Origin of the sequence: Rhizobium sp. CSW-27 (genome assembly GCF_018760785.1) — a bacterium.
GTDB lineage: Bacteria > Pseudomonadota > Alphaproteobacteria > Rhizobiales > Rhizobiaceae > Neorhizobium.
This window is the reverse complement of sequence record NZ_JAHHZO010000007.1, coordinates 161,911-179,052: the sequence shown is the minus strand read 5'-3', so window position 1 is coordinate 179,052 and position 17,142 is coordinate 161,911. Positions and strand designations below refer to the sequence as shown.

14 protein-coding genes are annotated in these 17,142 nt (G+C 64.1%); 8 read left to right on the top strand and 6 right to left on the bottom strand.

Annotation, left to right across the window (positions count from 1 at the left end; genetic code table 11):
• Positions 1–40 precede the first annotated feature (40 nt).
• Both KLP42_RS15300 and KLP42_RS15295 read right to left on the bottom strand, forming a co-directional pair.
• Positions 41–1,315, bottom strand: coding sequence for an NAD(P)/FAD-dependent oxidoreductase (locus KLP42_RS15300; RefSeq protein ID WP_215567611.1), 1,275 nt, complete (start codon positions 1,313–1,315; stop codon positions 41–43).
• Positions 1,316–1,331: 16 nt separating this feature from the next.
• A complete protein-coding gene (locus KLP42_RS15295) occupies positions 1,332–2,000 on the bottom strand; it encodes a haloacid dehalogenase type II (protein WP_215567610.1) in 669 nt (222 codons plus the stop codon).
• Between the two features lie 314 nt (positions 2,001–2,314).
• Here KLP42_RS15295 and KLP42_RS15290 point away from each other — a divergent pair, with 314 nt between their 5' ends.
• From KLP42_RS15290 to KLP42_RS15260, 7 genes are all read left to right on the top strand, one after another.
• A complete protein-coding gene (locus KLP42_RS15290) occupies positions 2,315–3,166 on the top strand; it encodes a GNAT family N-acetyltransferase (RefSeq protein WP_215567609.1) in 852 nt (283 codons plus the stop codon).
• A gap of 10 nt (positions 3,167–3,176) precedes the next feature.
• On the top strand, positions 3,177–4,550 hold the full coding sequence (locus KLP42_RS15285) for an aspartate aminotransferase family protein (protein WP_215567608.1): 1,374 nt from the start codon (positions 3,177–3,179) through the stop codon (positions 4,548–4,550).
• A gap of 250 nt (positions 4,551–4,800) precedes the next feature.
• Positions 4,801–5,514, top strand: coding sequence for an HAD-IA family hydrolase (locus KLP42_RS15280; protein ID WP_215567607.1), 714 nt, complete (start codon positions 4,801–4,803; stop codon positions 5,512–5,514).
• Positions 5,515–5,579: 65 nt separating this feature from the next.
• Complete coding sequence (locus tag KLP42_RS15275) at positions 5,580–7,190, top strand: ABC transporter substrate-binding protein (RefSeq protein WP_215567606.1); 1,611 nt, start codon at positions 5,580–5,582, stop codon at positions 7,188–7,190.
• A gap of 90 nt (positions 7,191–7,280) precedes the next feature.
• Positions 7,281–8,231: an ABC transporter permease gene (locus KLP42_RS15270; protein WP_215567605.1), complete on the top strand. Its 951-nt coding sequence runs from the start codon at positions 7,281–7,283 to the stop codon at positions 8,229–8,231.
• Position 8,232: 1 nt separating this feature from the next.
• Entirely contained in the window at positions 8,233–9,075 is an 843-nt protein-coding gene (locus KLP42_RS15265) for an ABC transporter permease (RefSeq protein ID WP_215567604.1), read from the top strand.
• Positions 9,075–10,736, top strand: a complete 1,662-nt coding sequence (locus tag KLP42_RS15260) for an ABC transporter ATP-binding protein (protein WP_215567603.1) — start codon at positions 9,075–9,077, stop codon at positions 10,734–10,736. Before KLP42_RS15265 ends, KLP42_RS15260 begins: the two co-directional genes overlap by 1 nt.
• 30 nt (positions 10,737–10,766) lie before the next feature.
• On the opposite strand, the gene KLP42_RS15255 is transcribed toward KLP42_RS15260, so the two are convergent.
• Positions 10,767–11,249, bottom strand: a complete 483-nt coding sequence (locus KLP42_RS15255) for an Lrp/AsnC family transcriptional regulator (protein ID WP_215567602.1) — start codon at positions 11,247–11,249, stop codon at positions 10,767–10,769.
• Between the two features lie 232 nt (positions 11,250–11,481).
• On the opposite strand from KLP42_RS15255, the gene KLP42_RS15250 reads away from it, so the two are divergent.
• The gene (locus tag KLP42_RS15250; protein ID WP_215567601.1) at positions 11,482–12,807 is read left to right on the top strand and encodes an NAD(P)/FAD-dependent oxidoreductase; all 1,326 of its coding nucleotides are present in this window, start codon (positions 11,482–11,484) and stop codon (positions 12,805–12,807) included.
• A 42-nt stretch (positions 12,808–12,849) separates the two neighbouring features.
• Here the strand turns inward: KLP42_RS15250 and KLP42_RS15245 are convergent, their stop codons facing one another.
• From KLP42_RS15245 to KLP42_RS15235, 3 genes are all read right to left on the bottom strand, one after another.
• A complete protein-coding gene (locus tag KLP42_RS15245; protein WP_215567600.1) occupies positions 12,850–14,388 on the bottom strand; it encodes a hydantoinase/oxoprolinase N-terminal domain-containing protein in 1,539 nt (512 codons plus the stop codon).
• Positions 14,385–15,461 (bottom strand): S-methyl thiohydantoin desulfurase family protein, encoded by a 1,077-nt coding sequence (locus tag KLP42_RS15240; protein WP_215567599.1) that lies wholly within the window; start codon positions 15,459–15,461, stop codon positions 14,385–14,387. The genes KLP42_RS15245 and KLP42_RS15240 overlap by 4 nt, the downstream gene beginning before the upstream one ends.
• A 78-nt stretch (positions 15,462–15,539) precedes the next feature.
• Positions 15,540–17,132, bottom strand: a complete 1,593-nt coding sequence (locus KLP42_RS15235; protein WP_215567598.1) for an ABC transporter substrate-binding protein — start codon at positions 17,130–17,132, stop codon at positions 15,540–15,542.
• Between the last annotated feature and the right edge of the window lie 10 nt (positions 17,133–17,142).

Sequence of the window (17,142 nt, the reverse complement as noted above, 5' to 3'; positions counted from 1 at the left end):
CGCCGCCCCTTCCCTGACGTTCGAATATGAAGGCCAGAACCTACTGGATCCTGTCCAGCGCCTTGTAATAGAGGCCGACCAGCGGCAGGAACCAGGGCTTGCCGAAATGGCCGGGCACCGCCGGCCAGTCGAGACCCTTCAGCGGGTTGCGATCCGGCCGCCCGAGAACGGCATCGGCCAGCATCATGCCGAGATGGGTGGAAAGCTGGGCGCCATGGCCCGAATAGCCCATGCCGAACCACACGCCGTGCTGATAGCCGGCCCGCGGATAGCGGTCCTTCGTCATGTCGACCATTCCGCCCCAGCAGTAATCGATCTCCACCTTTGCCAGCTGCGGGAAGATCGTCGCCAGGCTGGCGCGCAGGATCTCGCCGCTCCTGGCATCCGAGCGCTGGTCGGAGGTGGCGGAAAAGCGGGCACGCCCGCCGAAGATCAGGCGATTGTCCGGTGCCAGCCGCCAGTAGTTGCCGATATTCATCGAATTCACGCAGGTGCGGTTGCCCGGCATGGTCGCCGCAACCTCGCTCCCGGTCAGCGGGCGGGTGGCAATGATGAAGCTGCCAACCGGGATGATGCGCCGGCGAAAATAGGAAAAGTTCCGCGTGGTGTAGGCGCCGGTGGCAAGGATCACGCTTGCGGCGGTCAATTGCCCGCGGTTCGTCTCGATCCGGTGGATGCCGCCCTTCTGCATCTGCGACACCACCCGCGCATTTTCGAAGATCACCGCCCCATGCCGGCTGGCGGCCGCCGCAAGGCCCACGACATAGCGGCCCATGTGCATCATGGCGCTTTTCTTCGACAGCATGGCGCCGTGGAAGGGCGAGCCGACCTCGGCCTTCAGATCCCCGGGTGAGAGGAGCGCCGTCTCGGCGTCGACCTCCGCATGGATCGCCTCGAAATTTCGAGCGATGGCGGAAAAGTGTTGCGGCTTGGAGGCGAGCTTCAGCTTGCCGGCGCGGCGGAAGCTGCAATCGATGCCTTCTTCGGCAATGATCCGCTCCAGCGTGTCGATGCAGTCATCCAGCGCCCGGTAGAGCGCGATCGCCCTTTCCTTGCCCAGTTCGGCCCTTGCGGCAAGATAGGAGTGGGCAAGGCCGTTGTTGAGGTGGCCGCCATTGCGGCCGGAGGCGCCAAAGCCGACATGCTCCGCCTCCAGCACCGCGACGCGGGCGCCGCCCCTGGCCAGTTGCAGTGCTGCCCCCAGCCCGGTAAAGCCCCCGCCGATCACCGCGACATCGAAATGCCCCTCAAGGGGTGCCGTGCTCGCACCGTCGAAGCGCGGCGCAGTGTCATGCCAGTAGGAGAGGAACTTCATCGGACGAGGCTTTCCTTTACAGGCCGAAGACGCCGGGCAGGCCGGAAATGTCGGCAATCTCGACATAGCCGTAATAGGGATTGGCCGGCTCGTGGCCGCGATTGACCCAGACCTTGTTCCTGATGCCGAGATCATGCGCCGACATCAGATCGTAGCGGAAGGAGGACGAGCAGTGCACGATATCCTCGGGTCCACAGCCCAGCATGTCGAACATGTATTCGAAGGCCTTGAAGCGCGGCTTGTAGGCCTGCGCCTGCTCGGCCGTATAGACCGCATGGAAGGGCGCGCCGAGCGTTTCCACATTCGACATGATCTGCGCATCCATGGCATTGGAGAGGATGACGAGCGGAATCTCTTTGGCGACCTTGGCAAGACCCGCCGGAACGTCCGCATGCGGTCCCCAGGTCGGCACGCGCCGATAGACCATATCGGCATCTTCCGGCCTGAAGGCGACATTGTTCTTCCTGCAGGTGCGCTCGATGGCATTGTGCACCACCTCCGCATAGGGCTTCCAGTCGCCGAGGATCTCGTCCAGTCGGTAGGCTGCGAAGTTGCGGATGAACTGCGCCATCCCGTCCTTGCTCAGGCGGTCGCCGTAAAGATCCACAGCAGCTTCCGCCATCTGGAAGTTGATGAGCGTGCCATGGCAATCGAAGGTGATGTATTTCGGGCGGAACGTGGTCATTGGCTTCCCCTTGACGTGCTGTTGGCGATCATCATAGGCACGCCGGGCGGCTGGAGCGCACCGCATTCGCGCCTCAGGAAGCAGATTGTTCCGTATGCCGCAGCCGACAAAGCAGAGAGTTGCGTCCCCCCGGCTCCACCGGCGGCGGCAAGTCGCAAAATTTCCTGCGGCGGAGCGCCGATGCGTCCGGGGCTGCGGCATAAGATGCGGCACAGCCTTGCGCACACGGCCGAAGATGCCGTGGCATGCCACAGCTTGAGAGGTTCTTCTTCGGCGCCCGGTCTACCCTTTCCCCAATGACAAGGGAGACTGATGTGCAGAATGCGGTGATCGATCTTCATCCCATGCAGCCGGAACACCTGGAAGGCGCCTGGGCGCTGTCGAAGCAGGCGGGCTGGCCGCACCGTCTGGAAGACTGGCAGATGCTGCTTGGCCTCAGCCGGGGGCTGGTGGTGCTTGACGACGCCCGAAGCGTGGTCGCCACCACCTTCATGACGCCCTACGGCGACAACACCGCCACCATCAACATGGTGATCGTCGACCAGGCCCTGAGGGGGCGCGGCATCGGCAGACTGCTGATGACGAAGGCGATCGACCTGGCAGGCGACCGCGAATGCCGGCTTGTCGCAACCGAAGACGGCCTGCCGCTCTATCGCAAGCTTGGCTTTGCCGAGAGCGGGGAGATTTTCCAGCATCAGGGTCCGCTTGCCGCAACACCCGCCCTGCCCGCCGACGTTAACTGGGCAGCAGCGGCGGATCATGCGGCGATCCGGGCGCTGGATCAGGCCGCCCTTGCCACGGATCGCACCGCACTCATCGAATATCTCGGCGCGCATGGACGGCTGGCGGTGCTGAAAGCCGCCGGCGCGGTCGTCGGCTATGCCGCCATCCGCCCCTTCGGCAGGGGCGAGGTCATCGGCCCCGTCGTGGCGCAAGGGGCCGAAGAAGCCCGGTCGCTGCTGGCCTTCCTGTTCGCCAGCCGCCCTGCCGGCACCTTTCTGCGGGTCGATCTCGACGGCCAGTCGGCGCTCGCCGACTGGCTCGCCAGCCTTGGATTGAACCATGTCGGCGGCGGCATTGCCATGCAGCGTCCGGTACGATTGCCGCGCGCCGTTTCCTCCACCAGCATTCACCGTTTCGCACTCGCCAGCCAGGCTCTCGGCTGAAGGATCACCCATGCTCAGCAATTCCCTGATCGAACTCGACCGCGCCCACCTCGTCCATCCGGTTGCCTCCTATCGCGGACACGAAGCTGCCGGCGTTCGCGTGCTTGCCTCCGCCAGGGGCGCGACCGTCACCGATGCACAGGGCCATCAGATGATCGATGGCTTTGCCGGCCTGTGGTGCGTCAATGCCGGCTATGGTCATGAAAGCATCGTCGAAGCGGCGGCCAAGCAGATGCGCGAACTTCCTTATGCCACCGGCTATTTCAGCCTCGGCAGCGAAGCGGCGATCCGTTTTGCGGCAGAACTTGCCGAGCGCACGCCGGGCGACCTGAACCACGTCTATTTCACGCTAGGCGGCTCCGATGCGGTGGACAGCACCGTGCGCTTCGTCCGCTATTACTACCACGCGCAGGGCCGGCCGCAGAAAGACCAATTCATCTCGCTGATGCAGGGCTATCACGGGTCTTCCACGGTGGGGGCGGGACTGACCGCGCTGCCGAACTTCCATGCCGGCTTCGGCGTGCCGCTCGAATGGCAGCACAAGATCCCATCGCACTACCCCTACCGCAACCCGGTCGGCACCGATGCGACGGCCATCATCCAGTCCTCCATGGCGGCGTTGCGCCAGAAGGTCGAGGAGATCGGGCCGGAGCGCGTGGCAGCCTTCTATGCCGAGCCCATCCAGGGATCGGGCGGCGTCATTGTGCCGCCGGCCGGCTGGATGAAGGCCATGCGCGACCTCTGCCGCGACCTGGATATCCTGTTCATCGCCGACGAGGTGATCACCGGCTTTGGCCGCACGGGACCGCTGTTTGCCTGCGCTCACGACGACATCGTGCCGGATCTCATGACGGTCGCGAAGGGGCTTACCTCCGGCTACGTGCCGATGGGCGCCGTCTTCATGTCGGAAAAGGTCTACAACACCATTGCCGATGGAGCAGGCGCGGCAGCCGTCGGGCATGGCTACACCTATTCCGCCCATCCGGTCAGTGCGGCCGTCGGGCTTGCGGTCCTGAAACTCTATGAAGAGGGGCTTCTGGAGAACGGCGTGAAGGCCGGCGCCCGCCTGATGGCCGGCTTGCAGGGCCTTGCCGATCACCCGCTTGTGGGCGATGTGCGCGGGCGCGGCATGCTGGCGGCGATCGAACTGGTGACGGACAAGGAAAGGAAGACGCCGCTTCCGGCGGCGGCCGAGCCGTCCAGGCGCATCTTCGACCGGGCCTGGGGCAACGGCCTCGTCATCCGCGCCTTTGCCAACGGGGCGCTCGGCTATGCGCCACCGCTCTGCTGCACCGATGCGGAGATCGACGCCATCATCGAGCGTACGGCAAAGACGCTGGATGAGACGCTGGAAGATCCCGATGTCCGCGCGGCCATGGCTTGAGCCGGCAGGAGCCACAACACGCGGCGCTTGCCGAAATACTGCGAAGCGCCATGATTCGAAATTTTCTGCCGCGGCACCGGACCCTTTCAGCGCATACCGTGCCGCAGCAGTGCCAAACTGACGGGCAACAAGTGGCGGGAAACCCCGAAAAACAGGGGTATCCGCCGGGGAACCGGATGCTGCAGCCATTCAGCGCTACGAAATAATGTTCTGCCGGCCCAGTCCGGCGCGCTCACAGGAGGAAAGTGACGTGGCAAAGCCTCTCTCGGCGTTCCGGTATCTGACCTTCGATGTCGTCGGCACGCTGATCGACTTCGAAGGCGGCATCAAGACCTGTCTGGCGGAGATCGCAGCCGAGGCCGGCGTCGCCGTTGATGGCGAGGAGGCCCTGTCGCTCTACCGCACGGCGCGCTACGCTGCGGATGCGGACCTGTTTCCGGATGATCTGGTGCGCGTCTATCTGGCGATAGCGCCGAAACTGGGGCTGCCGGCAGAAGCGAGCCTTGGCGAGCGGCTGCGGGATTCGGCGAAACACTGGAAGGCCTTCCCGGACAGCGCCGAGGCGCTGGCGCGGCTTGCGGGACGCTACCGGCTGATTGCCATGACCAATGCCCGGCGCTGGGCCTTCGAGCATTTCTCGAACGCACTGGGCAACCCGTTCTACCGCGCCTTCACGGCAGACGATACCGGCACCGAAAAGCCGGATCCCGCCTTCTTCCAGCAGGTGTTCGAGTTCGTCGCGACCGAGGGCGCCTCGAAGGAGGACATCCTGCACGTGGCGCAGAGCCAGTACCACGATATCGGCATCTCCCGGAAACTCGGCATGACCAATTGCTGGATCGAACGCCGGCATGCGCAGAAGGGCTATGGCGGCACCATCGAGCCGGAGAGCTTCACCGCACCGGACTACCACTTCACCTCCATGGCGGGTCTCGCCGACGCGGTGGAGGCCGAGGCGATCTGACACCTCGACGGGAATACCCCGCTCCAGGGGCAGGCAAAGCACGACAAACAAAAAAGGGGAATGAGATGACTGACAAGCTGACGAACTGGACCGGTGCAGACGATGCCATGGTCGAAAATGCCATCCGTCGCGGCGCCACCCGCCGCGAACTCATGCAGATGCTGCTGGCCGGCGGCATTGCTGCCTCTGCCGGCGGCATGATCCTCGGGCGCGCCACATCGGCGGTTGCCGCAACGCCCGTCAAGGGCGGCTCGCTGCGCGCCGCCGGCTGGTCGTCCTCGACGGCCGATACGCTCGACCCGGCCAAGGCATCGCTGTCGACGGACTATGTCCGCTGCTGCGCCTTCTACAACCGCCTGACCTTCCTCGACAAGACGGGCGTTCCGCAGATGGAACTGGCCGAAAGCATCGAGACCAGGGATGCCAAGGTCTGGACCGTCAAGCTGCGCAAGGGTGTAACCTTCCACAGCGGCAAGACGCTGAGCTCCGCCGACGTCGTCTATTCGATGAACCGGCATCTGGACAAGGCGACCGGCTCCAAGGTCAATTCGATTGCCAAGCAGATGACGGAGATCAAGGCAATCGATGATCTCACCGTGCAGATCACGCTGGCCAGCCCGAATGCCGACCTGCCGACAATTCTCGCCATGCATCATTTCATGATCATTGCGGACGGTACGACCGATTTTTCCAAGGCCAACGGCACCGGCGCCTTCATCTGCGACACCTTCGAGCCGGGCGTCCGCTCGGTGGGCAAGCGAAACCCCAACTATTTCAAGGCCGGCGGCGCTCATCTGGACAGCTTCGAGTTCTTCGGCATTCCCGATGATTCCGCACGCGTCAACGCACTTCTGTCGGGCGACATCCAGCTTGCCGCCGCCATCAACCCGCGTTCGATGCGTCTGATCGACAGCCAGCCGGGTGTCGTGCAGTTCAAGACCACGGCCGGTAACTATACCAATCTCAACATGCGGCTCGACATGTCGCCGGGCGACAAGGCCGGCTTCGTGGAAGGCGTCAAGCACCTCATCAATCGCGAACTCATCCAGAAGTCCGCGCTGCGCGGCCTGGCGGAAGTCGCCAACGACCAGCCGGTCTCTCCGGCCAGCATCTACCACAACAAGAACCTCAAGCCGAAGGCCTTCGATCCGGACAAGGCAAAGGCGCTGTTCCAGAAGGCGGGCCTTCTGGGGCAGAGCATTCCGATCGTCGCATCGGACGCGGCCAATTCCTCGATCGACATGGCCATGATCCTCCAGCAGGCCGGCGCCGACATCGGCATGAAGTTCGACGTGCAGCGCGTGCCCTCCGACGGCTACTGGTCCAACTACTGGCTGAAGGCGCCGATGCACTTCGGCAACATCAACCCGCGTCCGACCCCGGACATTCTCTTCTCGCTGCTCTACGCATCCGATGCCCCGTGGAACGAAAGCCAGTTCAAGTCGGAGAAATTCGACAGGATGCTGATCGAGGCCCGCGGCCTGCTGGACCTCGCCAAGCGCAAGGAAATCTACGACGACATGCAGGTGATGATCGCCGATCAGGCCGGTACGGTCATCCCGGCCTATCTCACCAATGTCGATGCGGTCTCGTCCAGGCTGAAGGGGCTTGAAGCCAATCCGCTTGGCGGCATGATGGGCTACGCCTTCGCGGAATATGTCTGGCTCGAAGCCTGATCATGGCCAGGGGATGCCCGCAGAGCAGCATCTCTGGCGGGCATCCCCGGCCGTTCCGCTCTCAAACGAGGCCATGGATCGGGATCGTTGATGAACAAGCATGTCCTCCATCTTGTGCTGGCGCGTCTGGTGATCGCGCTGATCACGCTGGTCATCGTGTCCTTCACGGTGTTTGCCGCCACCGTGCTGCTGCCCGGCGACGTGGTCGAAATCCTGCTCGGCCAGGCGGCAACGCCGGAGGCCGTCGCCGGCCTTCGTGCGGCCATGCATCTGGATGACCCGGCCATCTGGCGTTTCCTGCAATGGTTCGCCGGCATCTTCACCGGCGATTTCGGCATCTCCTATGCGAACAACATGCCGGTGGCGGACCTCATCGGTCCCCGCCTGCTCAATTCGCTGAAGCTTGCCGGCATCACCACCGTGTTTTCCGTGCCGATCGCGCTGACGCTCGGCATCACCGCGGCCATGTGGCGCGGCTCCTGGTTCGATCGCACGGTCACCGTGCTGTCGATCGGCGTGGTCTCCGTGCCGGAATTCATGGTGGCAACCTCGGCCGTGCTTGTCTTTGCGGTCTATCTCAAATGGCTGCCGGCACTCTCTTTTGCCAACGAGATCCATTCCTTCGGCCAGATGCTGCGCGTCTACGCCATGCCGGTGATCACGCTCTCCTTCGTCATTTCGGCGCAGATGATCCGCATGACGCGCGCCGCCGTGATCGAAACGCTCAACACGCCCTATGTGGAGATGGCACTGCTGAAGGGCGCCTCGCGGTCACGCCTTGTGCTGAAGCACGCGCTACCCAATGCCATCGGCCCGATCGTCAACGCGGTCGCCCTGTCGCTCTCCTATCTGCTTGGCGGCGTCATCATCGTCGAGACGATCTTCAACTATCCGGGCGTTGCCAAGCTGATGGTCGATGCGGTTTCCACCCGCGACCTGCCGCTGATCCAGACCTGCGCCATGCTGTTCTGCATCGTCTACCTGTTCCTCATCACGACGGCGGATATCATCGCCATCGTCTCCAATCCGAGGCTGAAGTGACATGATGCGCTCCGCCACCCAATTCCGCGCCGCCGGCTACAGCATCAACATCGTCGGTCTCATCGGCTTCCTGCTGGTGTTCTCCTGGGCCTTGGTGGCGATCCTCGCACCCTGGATCATTCCCTATCCGATCGGCGAGATCGTCGATTTCGACTATTTCGGCCCTATCAGCGACAAGTTCTGGCTCGGCACCGATTATCTCGGCCGCGACATCCTTTCCCGCATCCTGATGGGCGCCCGCTATACGGTGGGCATCTCGCTGATCGCGGTCATGATCTCCTGTACGCTGGGCGTTGCACTCGGCATGACGGCCGCGGTCGTCGGCGGATGGTTCGACACCATCCTCAGCCGGTTTCTCGATGCACTGAACTCCATTCCGAGCAAGCTCTTCGGGCTGGTGGTCGTGGCCGGCATCGGCTCGTCGATCCCGGTGCTGATCATGACGCTGGCGATCATCTACACGCCGGGGGCCTATCGCTTCGCCCGGGCGCTTTCCGTCAACATCAACACCATGGATTTCGTCACGGTGGCCCGCGCAAGGGGGGAAGGCACCTTCTTCCTGATCCGGTCGGAAATCCTGCCCAATATTCTCGGGCCGGTCCTGGCCGATCTCGGCCTGCGTTTCGTCTTCATCGTGCTGCTGCTGTCGGGCCTCTCCTTCCTTGGCCTCGGCGTGCAGCCTCCGAATGCCGACTGGGGAGCGCTGGTGCGCGAAAACATCGGCGGCCTGCCGTTCGGCGCCCCGGCTGTGATCTTTCCGAGTATCGCGATCGCCAGCCTGACCATCGGGGTCAATCTTCTGATCGACAACCTTCCGCAGAAAATCCGGGACCGGAGCACGTGATGGCCAATCTTGTCGAAATCCGCGACCTGAAGGTGGAAGCCACCAGCGATGCGGGCCGCGTCATAGAGATCATCCGCGGCGTCAGCTTCGACATCGCCGAGGGCGAGATCGTCGCCCTGATCGGCGAAAGCGGTTCGGGCAAGACGACGATTGCCCTGACGCTGATGGGTTATGCCCGCAACGGCTGCCGGATCAGCGGCGGGTCGGTGAGCCTTGACGGGCGGGATATGGTGCGGCTGTCGGAACGCGAGCGGGCGGCCATCCGCGGCACCGAGGTCTCCTATGTACCGCAGAGCGCGGCGGCAGCCTTCAACCCGGCCCAGACCATCATGGACCAGGTGGTCGAGATCACCCGCATTCACGACCTGATGCCAAGAGCGGATGCCGAACAGCGGGCGGTGTCGCTGTTCAAGGCACTGAACCTGCCCAATCCGCAAAGCATCGGCTCACGCTACCCGCACCAGGTCTCCGGCGGCCAGTTGCAGCGCCTTTCGGCCGCCATGGCGCTGATTGCCGATCCGAAACTGGTGATCTTCGACGAACCGACCACCGCGCTCGACGTCACCACCCAGATCGAGGTGCTGCGGGCCTTCAAGTCGGTGATGAAGAAGGGAGGCATGTCGGGCGTCTATGTCTCGCACGATCTGGCGGTGGTGGCGCAGATCGCCGATCGCATCATCGTGCTGAAGGGCGGCGAGATCCAGGAGGTCGGCGCAACCGAGCAGATCCTGACGGCGCCGCAGCATGATTATACCCGCGAGCTTCTGTCTGCCTTCACGCCGAAGCAGCATGCCCGCCCGCAGGCTCCGACGGCGGCGGCAAGAAAGCCGCCACTGCTGGACGTGCTCGACATCAGCGCCGGCTACGGCCCTATCCAGGCCGATGGCCTGCCGCTGATGCGGGCGCTGAAATCGGTCAGCTTCCGACTGGAGGAGGGCCGCAACCTCGGCGTGATCGGCGAATCCGGCTGCGGCAAGTCCACACTTGCCCGGGTGATTGCCGGTATCCTGCCGCAGGTGAAGGGCGATGTGATCTTCGACGGGCGGCAGCTGGCCCGCTCGGCGGCCCACAGGCAGAAGGAAGAACTGCGCAAGCTGCAGATGGTGTTCCAGTTCGCCGACACGGCGCTCAATCCGTCCAAATCCATCGGCGATATCCTCAGCCGCCCGCTCTCCTTCTATCACGGCATGGGACGGCGCCAGCAGGAGAGCCGCGTCTGCGAACTGCTCGACATGGTGCGCCTGCCGCGCGCGGTGCGCCACCGCCGCGCCAGCGAGCTGTCCGGCGGGCAGAAGCAGCGCGTCAATCTGGCCCGTGCGCTTGCGGCAGAGCCGAAACTCATCCTCTGCGACGAGATTACATCGGCACTCGACACCGTGGTGGCCGCAGCCATCCTCGATCTCCTCAAGGAACTGCAGCGGGAACTCGGCCTTTCCTACATGTTCATCAGCCACGACCTGTCCACCGTGCAGGCGATCTGCGACGAGGTGATCGTGATGTACAATGGCGAGAAGGTCGAGGAAATGGCGACCGGCCTTGAGGAAGGCCCCGGACATCCCTATTCGCGCCTGCTGTTCTCCTCGGTTCCGAAGCTCGACACGCGCTGGCTGGACAGCCTGGAACTCGACCCTGAACTCGTCAGCGCCTTTGCCCGGCGCTGACGGGGATGCGGCAGGCATTCCCGTCGGACGTTACGAATCCACGCTGAACAGGCTGGTCAGCGGCATATGCGCCTTGATGATCGGCGATTTCAGCACGACGAAACTGAAATACTTGTCGATACCGATCTCCATGTCGATCAGCCGTTCCATGATGGTCTGGTATTCGACCACGCTCGCGGTAACGAATTTCAGGAGATAATCGTAGCCACCGGAAACCAGGTGGCATTCGATGACGGAATCCACCTTCTCCACCGCTGCCAGGAAGCGGGCGAAATCGATCTGCCGGTGGTTTTTCAGCGTCACTTCCGTGAAGACCGTCAGCGTCTGGCCAAGCTTTGCCACGTTGATCTGGGCGGAATAGCCGGTGATGTAGCCCTCGCTCTGCAGTTTCTTGACGCGCATCAGGCAGGGACTTGGCGACAGGTTGACGAGATCCGCCAGTTCCACATTGGTGATCCTGCCGTTCTTCTGCAGTTCGGAGAGGATCTTGATGTCGATGCGGTCCAGTTTCATGGGGCCTCTCCTTGGGTTACCGTGCGCGGGCACCGTCAGCATAATCTGCCTGATCCTTCCCGCGGGAAGACCCGGCAGGAGCACCGATGCACCGCAAACCTATGATATTTCATGCTGCAATAATACGCCGTCGGCAGGATCATCTGCAGCATGAAATGCTGTGGATGATGCCCCTGCGGCATCGCACGAGGTCTCATCTCGCTAAGATGCCGTAACCATCCGGAGAGAGACCATGCCTGCACCGCTTCTGCATATCGAAACGACCCAACCGCTGCCAGACCATGCGGATGCCGTGGTGATCGGTGGGGGTATCGTCGGTGCTTTCTCCGCCTATTATCTGGCGCGGCGCGGGCTGAAGGTGGCCCTCATCGAGAAAGGCCGCATCGGCGCGGAACAATCGAGCCGCAACTGGGGCTGGTGCCGCCAACAGAACCGCGATGCGCGCGAACTGCCGATCTCGACCAAGAGCCTTGCGCTGTGGGAGGAGTTTGGCGCCGACACGGACGAAGAGACCGGCTTTCGCCGCTCGGGTCTGTTCTATCTCAGCAACGACGAGGCCGAACTGGCCGGCTGGGCGCGCTGGGGCGAATTCGCCCGGACCGTCGGCGTTACTACCCACATGCTGTCCGCCGAGCAGGCCAGCGCGCGGGGAGCCGCAACCGGCCGGGCCTGGAAAGGCGGCGTCTTTTCGCCGACCGATGGCATTGCCGATCCGGAGCGGGCGGCCCCGGTGGTTGCCCGCGCCATGACGAAGCTGGGCGGATCCGTGCATCAGATGTGCGCCGCACGTGGCATCGAAACCGAGGCCGGCAGGGTGAGCGGCGTGGTGACGGAGGCCGGCACCATTCGCACGAGGCTTGCCATCCTGTCCGGCGGGGCCTGGGCTTCGTCCTTCTGCCGCCAGATCGGTATCCGTTTCCCGCAGGCTTCCATCCGCTCCTCGATCCTCGACGTACGTTTCGAAGGCGGGCATCTTCCGGATGCGCTGCATACCAAAGACGTGTCGATCACCCGTCGCGGCAGAGATCATATCCGCCTTGCCATCAGCGGCAGGGCGCGCGTCGATCTCACGCCGCAGCAGTTGCGCTTCGCACAGTATTTCCTGCCGATGTTCGCCAAGCGCTGGCGCGCCCTGGCGCCCGGCGGATTGCAGGGCATGCTCTCCGGCCATGAGACGCTGTCACGCTGGTCGCTCGACCAGGTGACGCCGATGGAGCGCAACCGCATTCTCGATCCCGTACCCGACCGCAAGCAGATCGCCCTGACGCTTGCGCGGGCAAGGACGCTGCTGCCGGACCTGCAGACCGCGCCGGTGGCCGCAAGCTGGGCCGGCTATATCGACAGCACGCCCGACGGCGTGCCGGTGATCGCCGATGTGCCGAGCCTGCCGGGCTTCGTGCTGGCGGCGGGCTTCAGCGGCCACGGCTTCGGCATCGGGCCGGGTGCAGGCCATCTGGTGGCGGACATCGTCACAGGAAGCACGCCGATCGTCGATCCGCGCCCCTACCGCCTGGAGCGGCTGAATGATGCCGCCTGGGGCAAGGTGGCCGAATTCTAGCCGAGCGGGGAGCGGTACGGCACGCCCCGCCCTGCTCTGCGTTCAACCGAAGGCGATGTCGCCGATGACGCGCACGCGCACGCGTCGCGCGCCGCCCGGCAGATAGGCGATCGGAATGTCCTCGACCTCCAGTGTCTTCAGGCTGCCGCGCAGGGCGCCGGACGCGACGGCGGCTTCCTGCGCCGCGCGTTCCGCCTCGGCAAGCGCCGCCTCCCGGCTCATGCCGGAAAAGACCTGATCCACCTCTCCCGATACCTGGGCCATGGCCGCGCCCAGCGCATTGGCGACACCGGCGTTTTCGACGCGCACCACTTCGGAGGCTCCCGTCACCTCGTCCGGGATCAGGAAGGCGCCGCCGCCGACGGCAACCAGCGGCACATCCTCCGCCGAAGTCTTCATCTGGTCGAAATTGTCCGAGACCAGGTCCCGGATGCGGGCAAGCATCGCGCGCACGAAGGCGGGATCGAGGTCCTTCACACGGTCGCGATCCCCCATGTCGACGAGACCCGCCGCCACGGCGATGTCCGATGCCGTCAGGGTCCTGCCGCCGAACACGCGGGCCTCCGTCAGGATGCGGTACCCGACCGAACGGGGGCCGATCCGCCCGGTGTCGGGGTCGATGATCGTGCCGCCGCCCAGCGCGATCGGCAGAAGGTCGGGCATGCGAAACAGCGTGCGCACACCACCGATATGGACGATGTTGTTGGCTTCGCGGGGGAAACCGCCGACGAGGCAGCCGATATCCGAAGTCGTGCCGCCGACATCGACGACCATGGCATCCTGAAGGCCGGTCAGGAAGGCGGCGCCGCGCATGGAATTGGTGGGGCCGGAGGCAAAGCTGTGGACGGGATTGGCCGCGGCCACATCGGCAAGCGCGACGGTCCCGTCGTTCTGCGTCAGGTAGAAGGGCGCCGTAACGCCCATCTCCGAGAGCGCATCGGCGAAGGCCTGTACCGTCGTCCTGCCCAGCGATTGAAGCGCCGCGTTCAGGATGGCGACATTTTCCCGCTCCAGCAGACCGATGCGGCCGAGCGTATGCGACAGCGTGATCCTCGCATCGGGAATGACCGACCGGACGATCTCGGCCGCCACAACCTCGCATTGCGTGGTCAGGGGCGAAAAGGTGGCGGAAATCGCGACGGAGGTGATTCCGGCGTCGCGGATGCGCATCGCCGCTTCGCGGATTTCGTCCGGCTGCATCGGCACCAGCGGGCTGCCGTCATATTCATGGCCGCCATGCACCATGAAGATCATCGGGTCGACGGCCTCGTAAAGGTCGCGCGGCCAGTCGCACATCGGCGGCAGCGAACCGCCCGTGGGAAGCGCCACGCGTATCGCGGCCACCCGTTCCAGGCGCGCGCGCTCCACGACCGCATTGGTGAAATGAGTGGTTCCGATCATCACCGCATCGACGGCAATGCCGGCGGACGCGGGGGCGCCGATGACATGCGCCAGCGCCGCCTTGACGCCCGACAGAACGTCCTGCGTGGTGGGAACCTTGATGGAGGCGACGATGCGCTCGCCATCGACCAGAACGGCGTCCGTATTCGTGCCGCCGACGTCAATACCAATGCGTTTCATGGGAAGACCGATCTGAAATCAATGTCATAGCCGAAGGCACGCGGGCCGACGGCGGCAATGCCCGCAGGCGTGGTCAGCAGGCTCGGCGCCGGAAGCGCGACCACCGTGACACGCTGCCCGTAGCGGACCGATTCCGTGCCGATGGCGCTGCCGGAGACGGTATCGAGAAGGCAGAGCAGGTCCGGCGTCATGGCCACCGCTTCGCCGTCGCGGAAGGCAACCGCCCATTCGTTCTGGAAGGCGAGTTCCATCCGTGCGCCGCGATCGCCATCGATCCCCTCGATGAGCGTGCGGCCGCGCAGGAAGCCGCCGGTCGTTTCGCGCGCCACGTCGATCACCTTGCCGCGAAACAGACGCTTGCCGCCCTCGTGGTCGAGAATGGCCTCGACCGGATCGGCATGGCGGCTGCGCGCGTCAAGAACGGTTCGCCCGAGTTCGACGGCCTTGGTGACCGTGTCGTGGATGCCCCATTCCTTCACCTCTCGGCCGGTGCGCGGCGCCTTGCAGGTGGCCGCCGTCGAGCCGACCTCCGTGCAGACCTTGCGCGAGATGCGTTCCATCCACTTCCACGAGGCGGCGCGGGTCACGATCACCTCGTTGTCGCGCACGTCGACGAGCGAGAGCGGGAACATCGGCAGGTTGCCGATGGCAAACGAGGTCATCTGCGCTTCCGGATAGGCGCGGCCCATGGCATCGGCATTGACGACGGGCCGGTCGAGAACGGCAGCAGCCAGGAAGGAGGAGAGCGCATTCGAGCCGCCGATCTCCACGCTCATGATGGCGCGGAAACGCTTGCCGATATAATCCTCCATCACCTCCACGGCGCGGGCAAGATGGACGGGATCGCCGAGACGTTCCTGACCGACGAGCGGCGCGCCCATCTTGGAGACCACGGCAACCATGTCGTCGTCCTCAAGCGCCATGGGATCCATCACATCGACCCGGCGCCCCTCGGCGTAAAGTCGCCGGAGGTTGAGGGTCGAGATGTAGGGGTCGCCACCGCCGCCGGTGCCGAGAATCCAGGCGCCGATGGCAAGCGGTTCGATGTGTTCTTCTGCAAATTCCTGAAGCATGTCCAACCTTCGGCTAGGCAAGGAGGGGATAGACCGGCCCCGCAAGCGGGGCCGGTTGTCAGCGAAAAGCCTGCGGGATCAGTTCGCCTTGCAATCCCAGGTGAAGTTGGAGAAGTTCAGGTCCCAGCTCTGCATGGGAATGAACTTGTAGCCCTGCAGGCACTTGTTGGCGGCATAGCGGCGGTTCGGCGCGACCGCCCAGACATCCGGCTGCAGGTCGACGATCTTTGCCTGGAGCTCCTTGTAGACGGCGTTCTGCTCGGCCACGTCCGTCGTGCCGCGCGACTTGTCGATCAGCGCGTCGATCTCCGGGTTCTGCAGCCATTCCATCGACATCCAGGTGCCGGCGGCCTTGGAGTGATACTGGTTGTAGAACATCGAGTCCGGCGAGGGATAGGTCGGCGAGATGTTGACCTGCGTGGAAGCCGGCGTGGTATCGACCTTGGACGACAGTTCCACGATGCGGTTCCACGGTTCCGGCTTGATGTCGAGCGTGATGCCGATCTGTTCCAGATTGGCCTGCAGGAGCAGCGCCACCTCGGCCTCGAAGGCGAGCGAGGCGACATAGCTGTTCACCAGCGTGATCTTCTGGCCGGCATATTTCGACTTCGCCAGTTCCTCCTTCGCCTTTTCGAGATCGAAGACACCCGGCAGGATATCGCCGTTATGGGCCTCCTTGAAGGCGGTCGACAGCGGACCCTGCATGTCGGTGCCCGGATAAATGATCTCCTGGATCGTCTTGTAGTCCGTCGCATAGGCGATGGCGCGGCGCACATGCACGTCGTCGGTCGGATAGACCTTGGTGTTCAGCTTGATGACGAAGCCGCCCGAGGTGCGGGTCTGGATCAGCTTGTAGCCGGCCATCTTGCCGATGGATTCATAGGTATCGTTGCCGAGACCATGCGAGGAGAGCCCCAGTTCGCCCTTTTCCGCCAGCGCCTTGACGGTGGCATCGTCGCTGGTCTGCACGAAGCGGACCTCATCGATCGGGGTGCCCTTCGTCCAGCCGAGGAAGTAATCCGCATTGCGGGCGATCACCATGTCGGCGGAGCGGTTGTAGCTGACGAGCTTGTAGGGCCCGGAGCCTGCGGAATGCTCGCCGACATAGGCCTCGCCCCACTTGTCGTCGGCCTTGGCATTGGCGGTGATCAGCGTCTTGTTCAGCGCCATCATCAGCGGCGTGGCGGCAAGGAAGGGCGAAAACTGCCGGTCGATCTTCAGAACGAGCGTCTTTTCGTCGGGAGCGGTGACGTTCTCCGGCTTCAGCACGCCGACGATCAGGTTGGACGGCCCCTTGTTGATGCCGAGCAGGCGCTGGATGGACCAGACCATGTCGGTGGCCTTCACCGGCGTTCCGTCCTGGAACTTCACGTCGTCGCGCAGATGGAAGGTGTAGGTCAGGCCGTCGGCCGAGACATCCCAGGACCTGGCCAGATGCGGCACGATCTCGCCGGACGGGCTGACGGTGGTCAGACCGTCATACATGTTCACGATCGCCATGTAGCCGGTGTAGTCGGTGACCTTGGCCGGATCGAGCGAGCTGAAGATCTGCTGCACATTGACGACGGTCGAGACCTTGTCGGCAGCCGATGCGGCCTGCGGGCCGCCGGCAAGCGAAAGGGCCGTGCCGAGCGCCAACAGGGCCAGGCGAGTGGATAGGACTGTTCTCATGGTCGAAGTT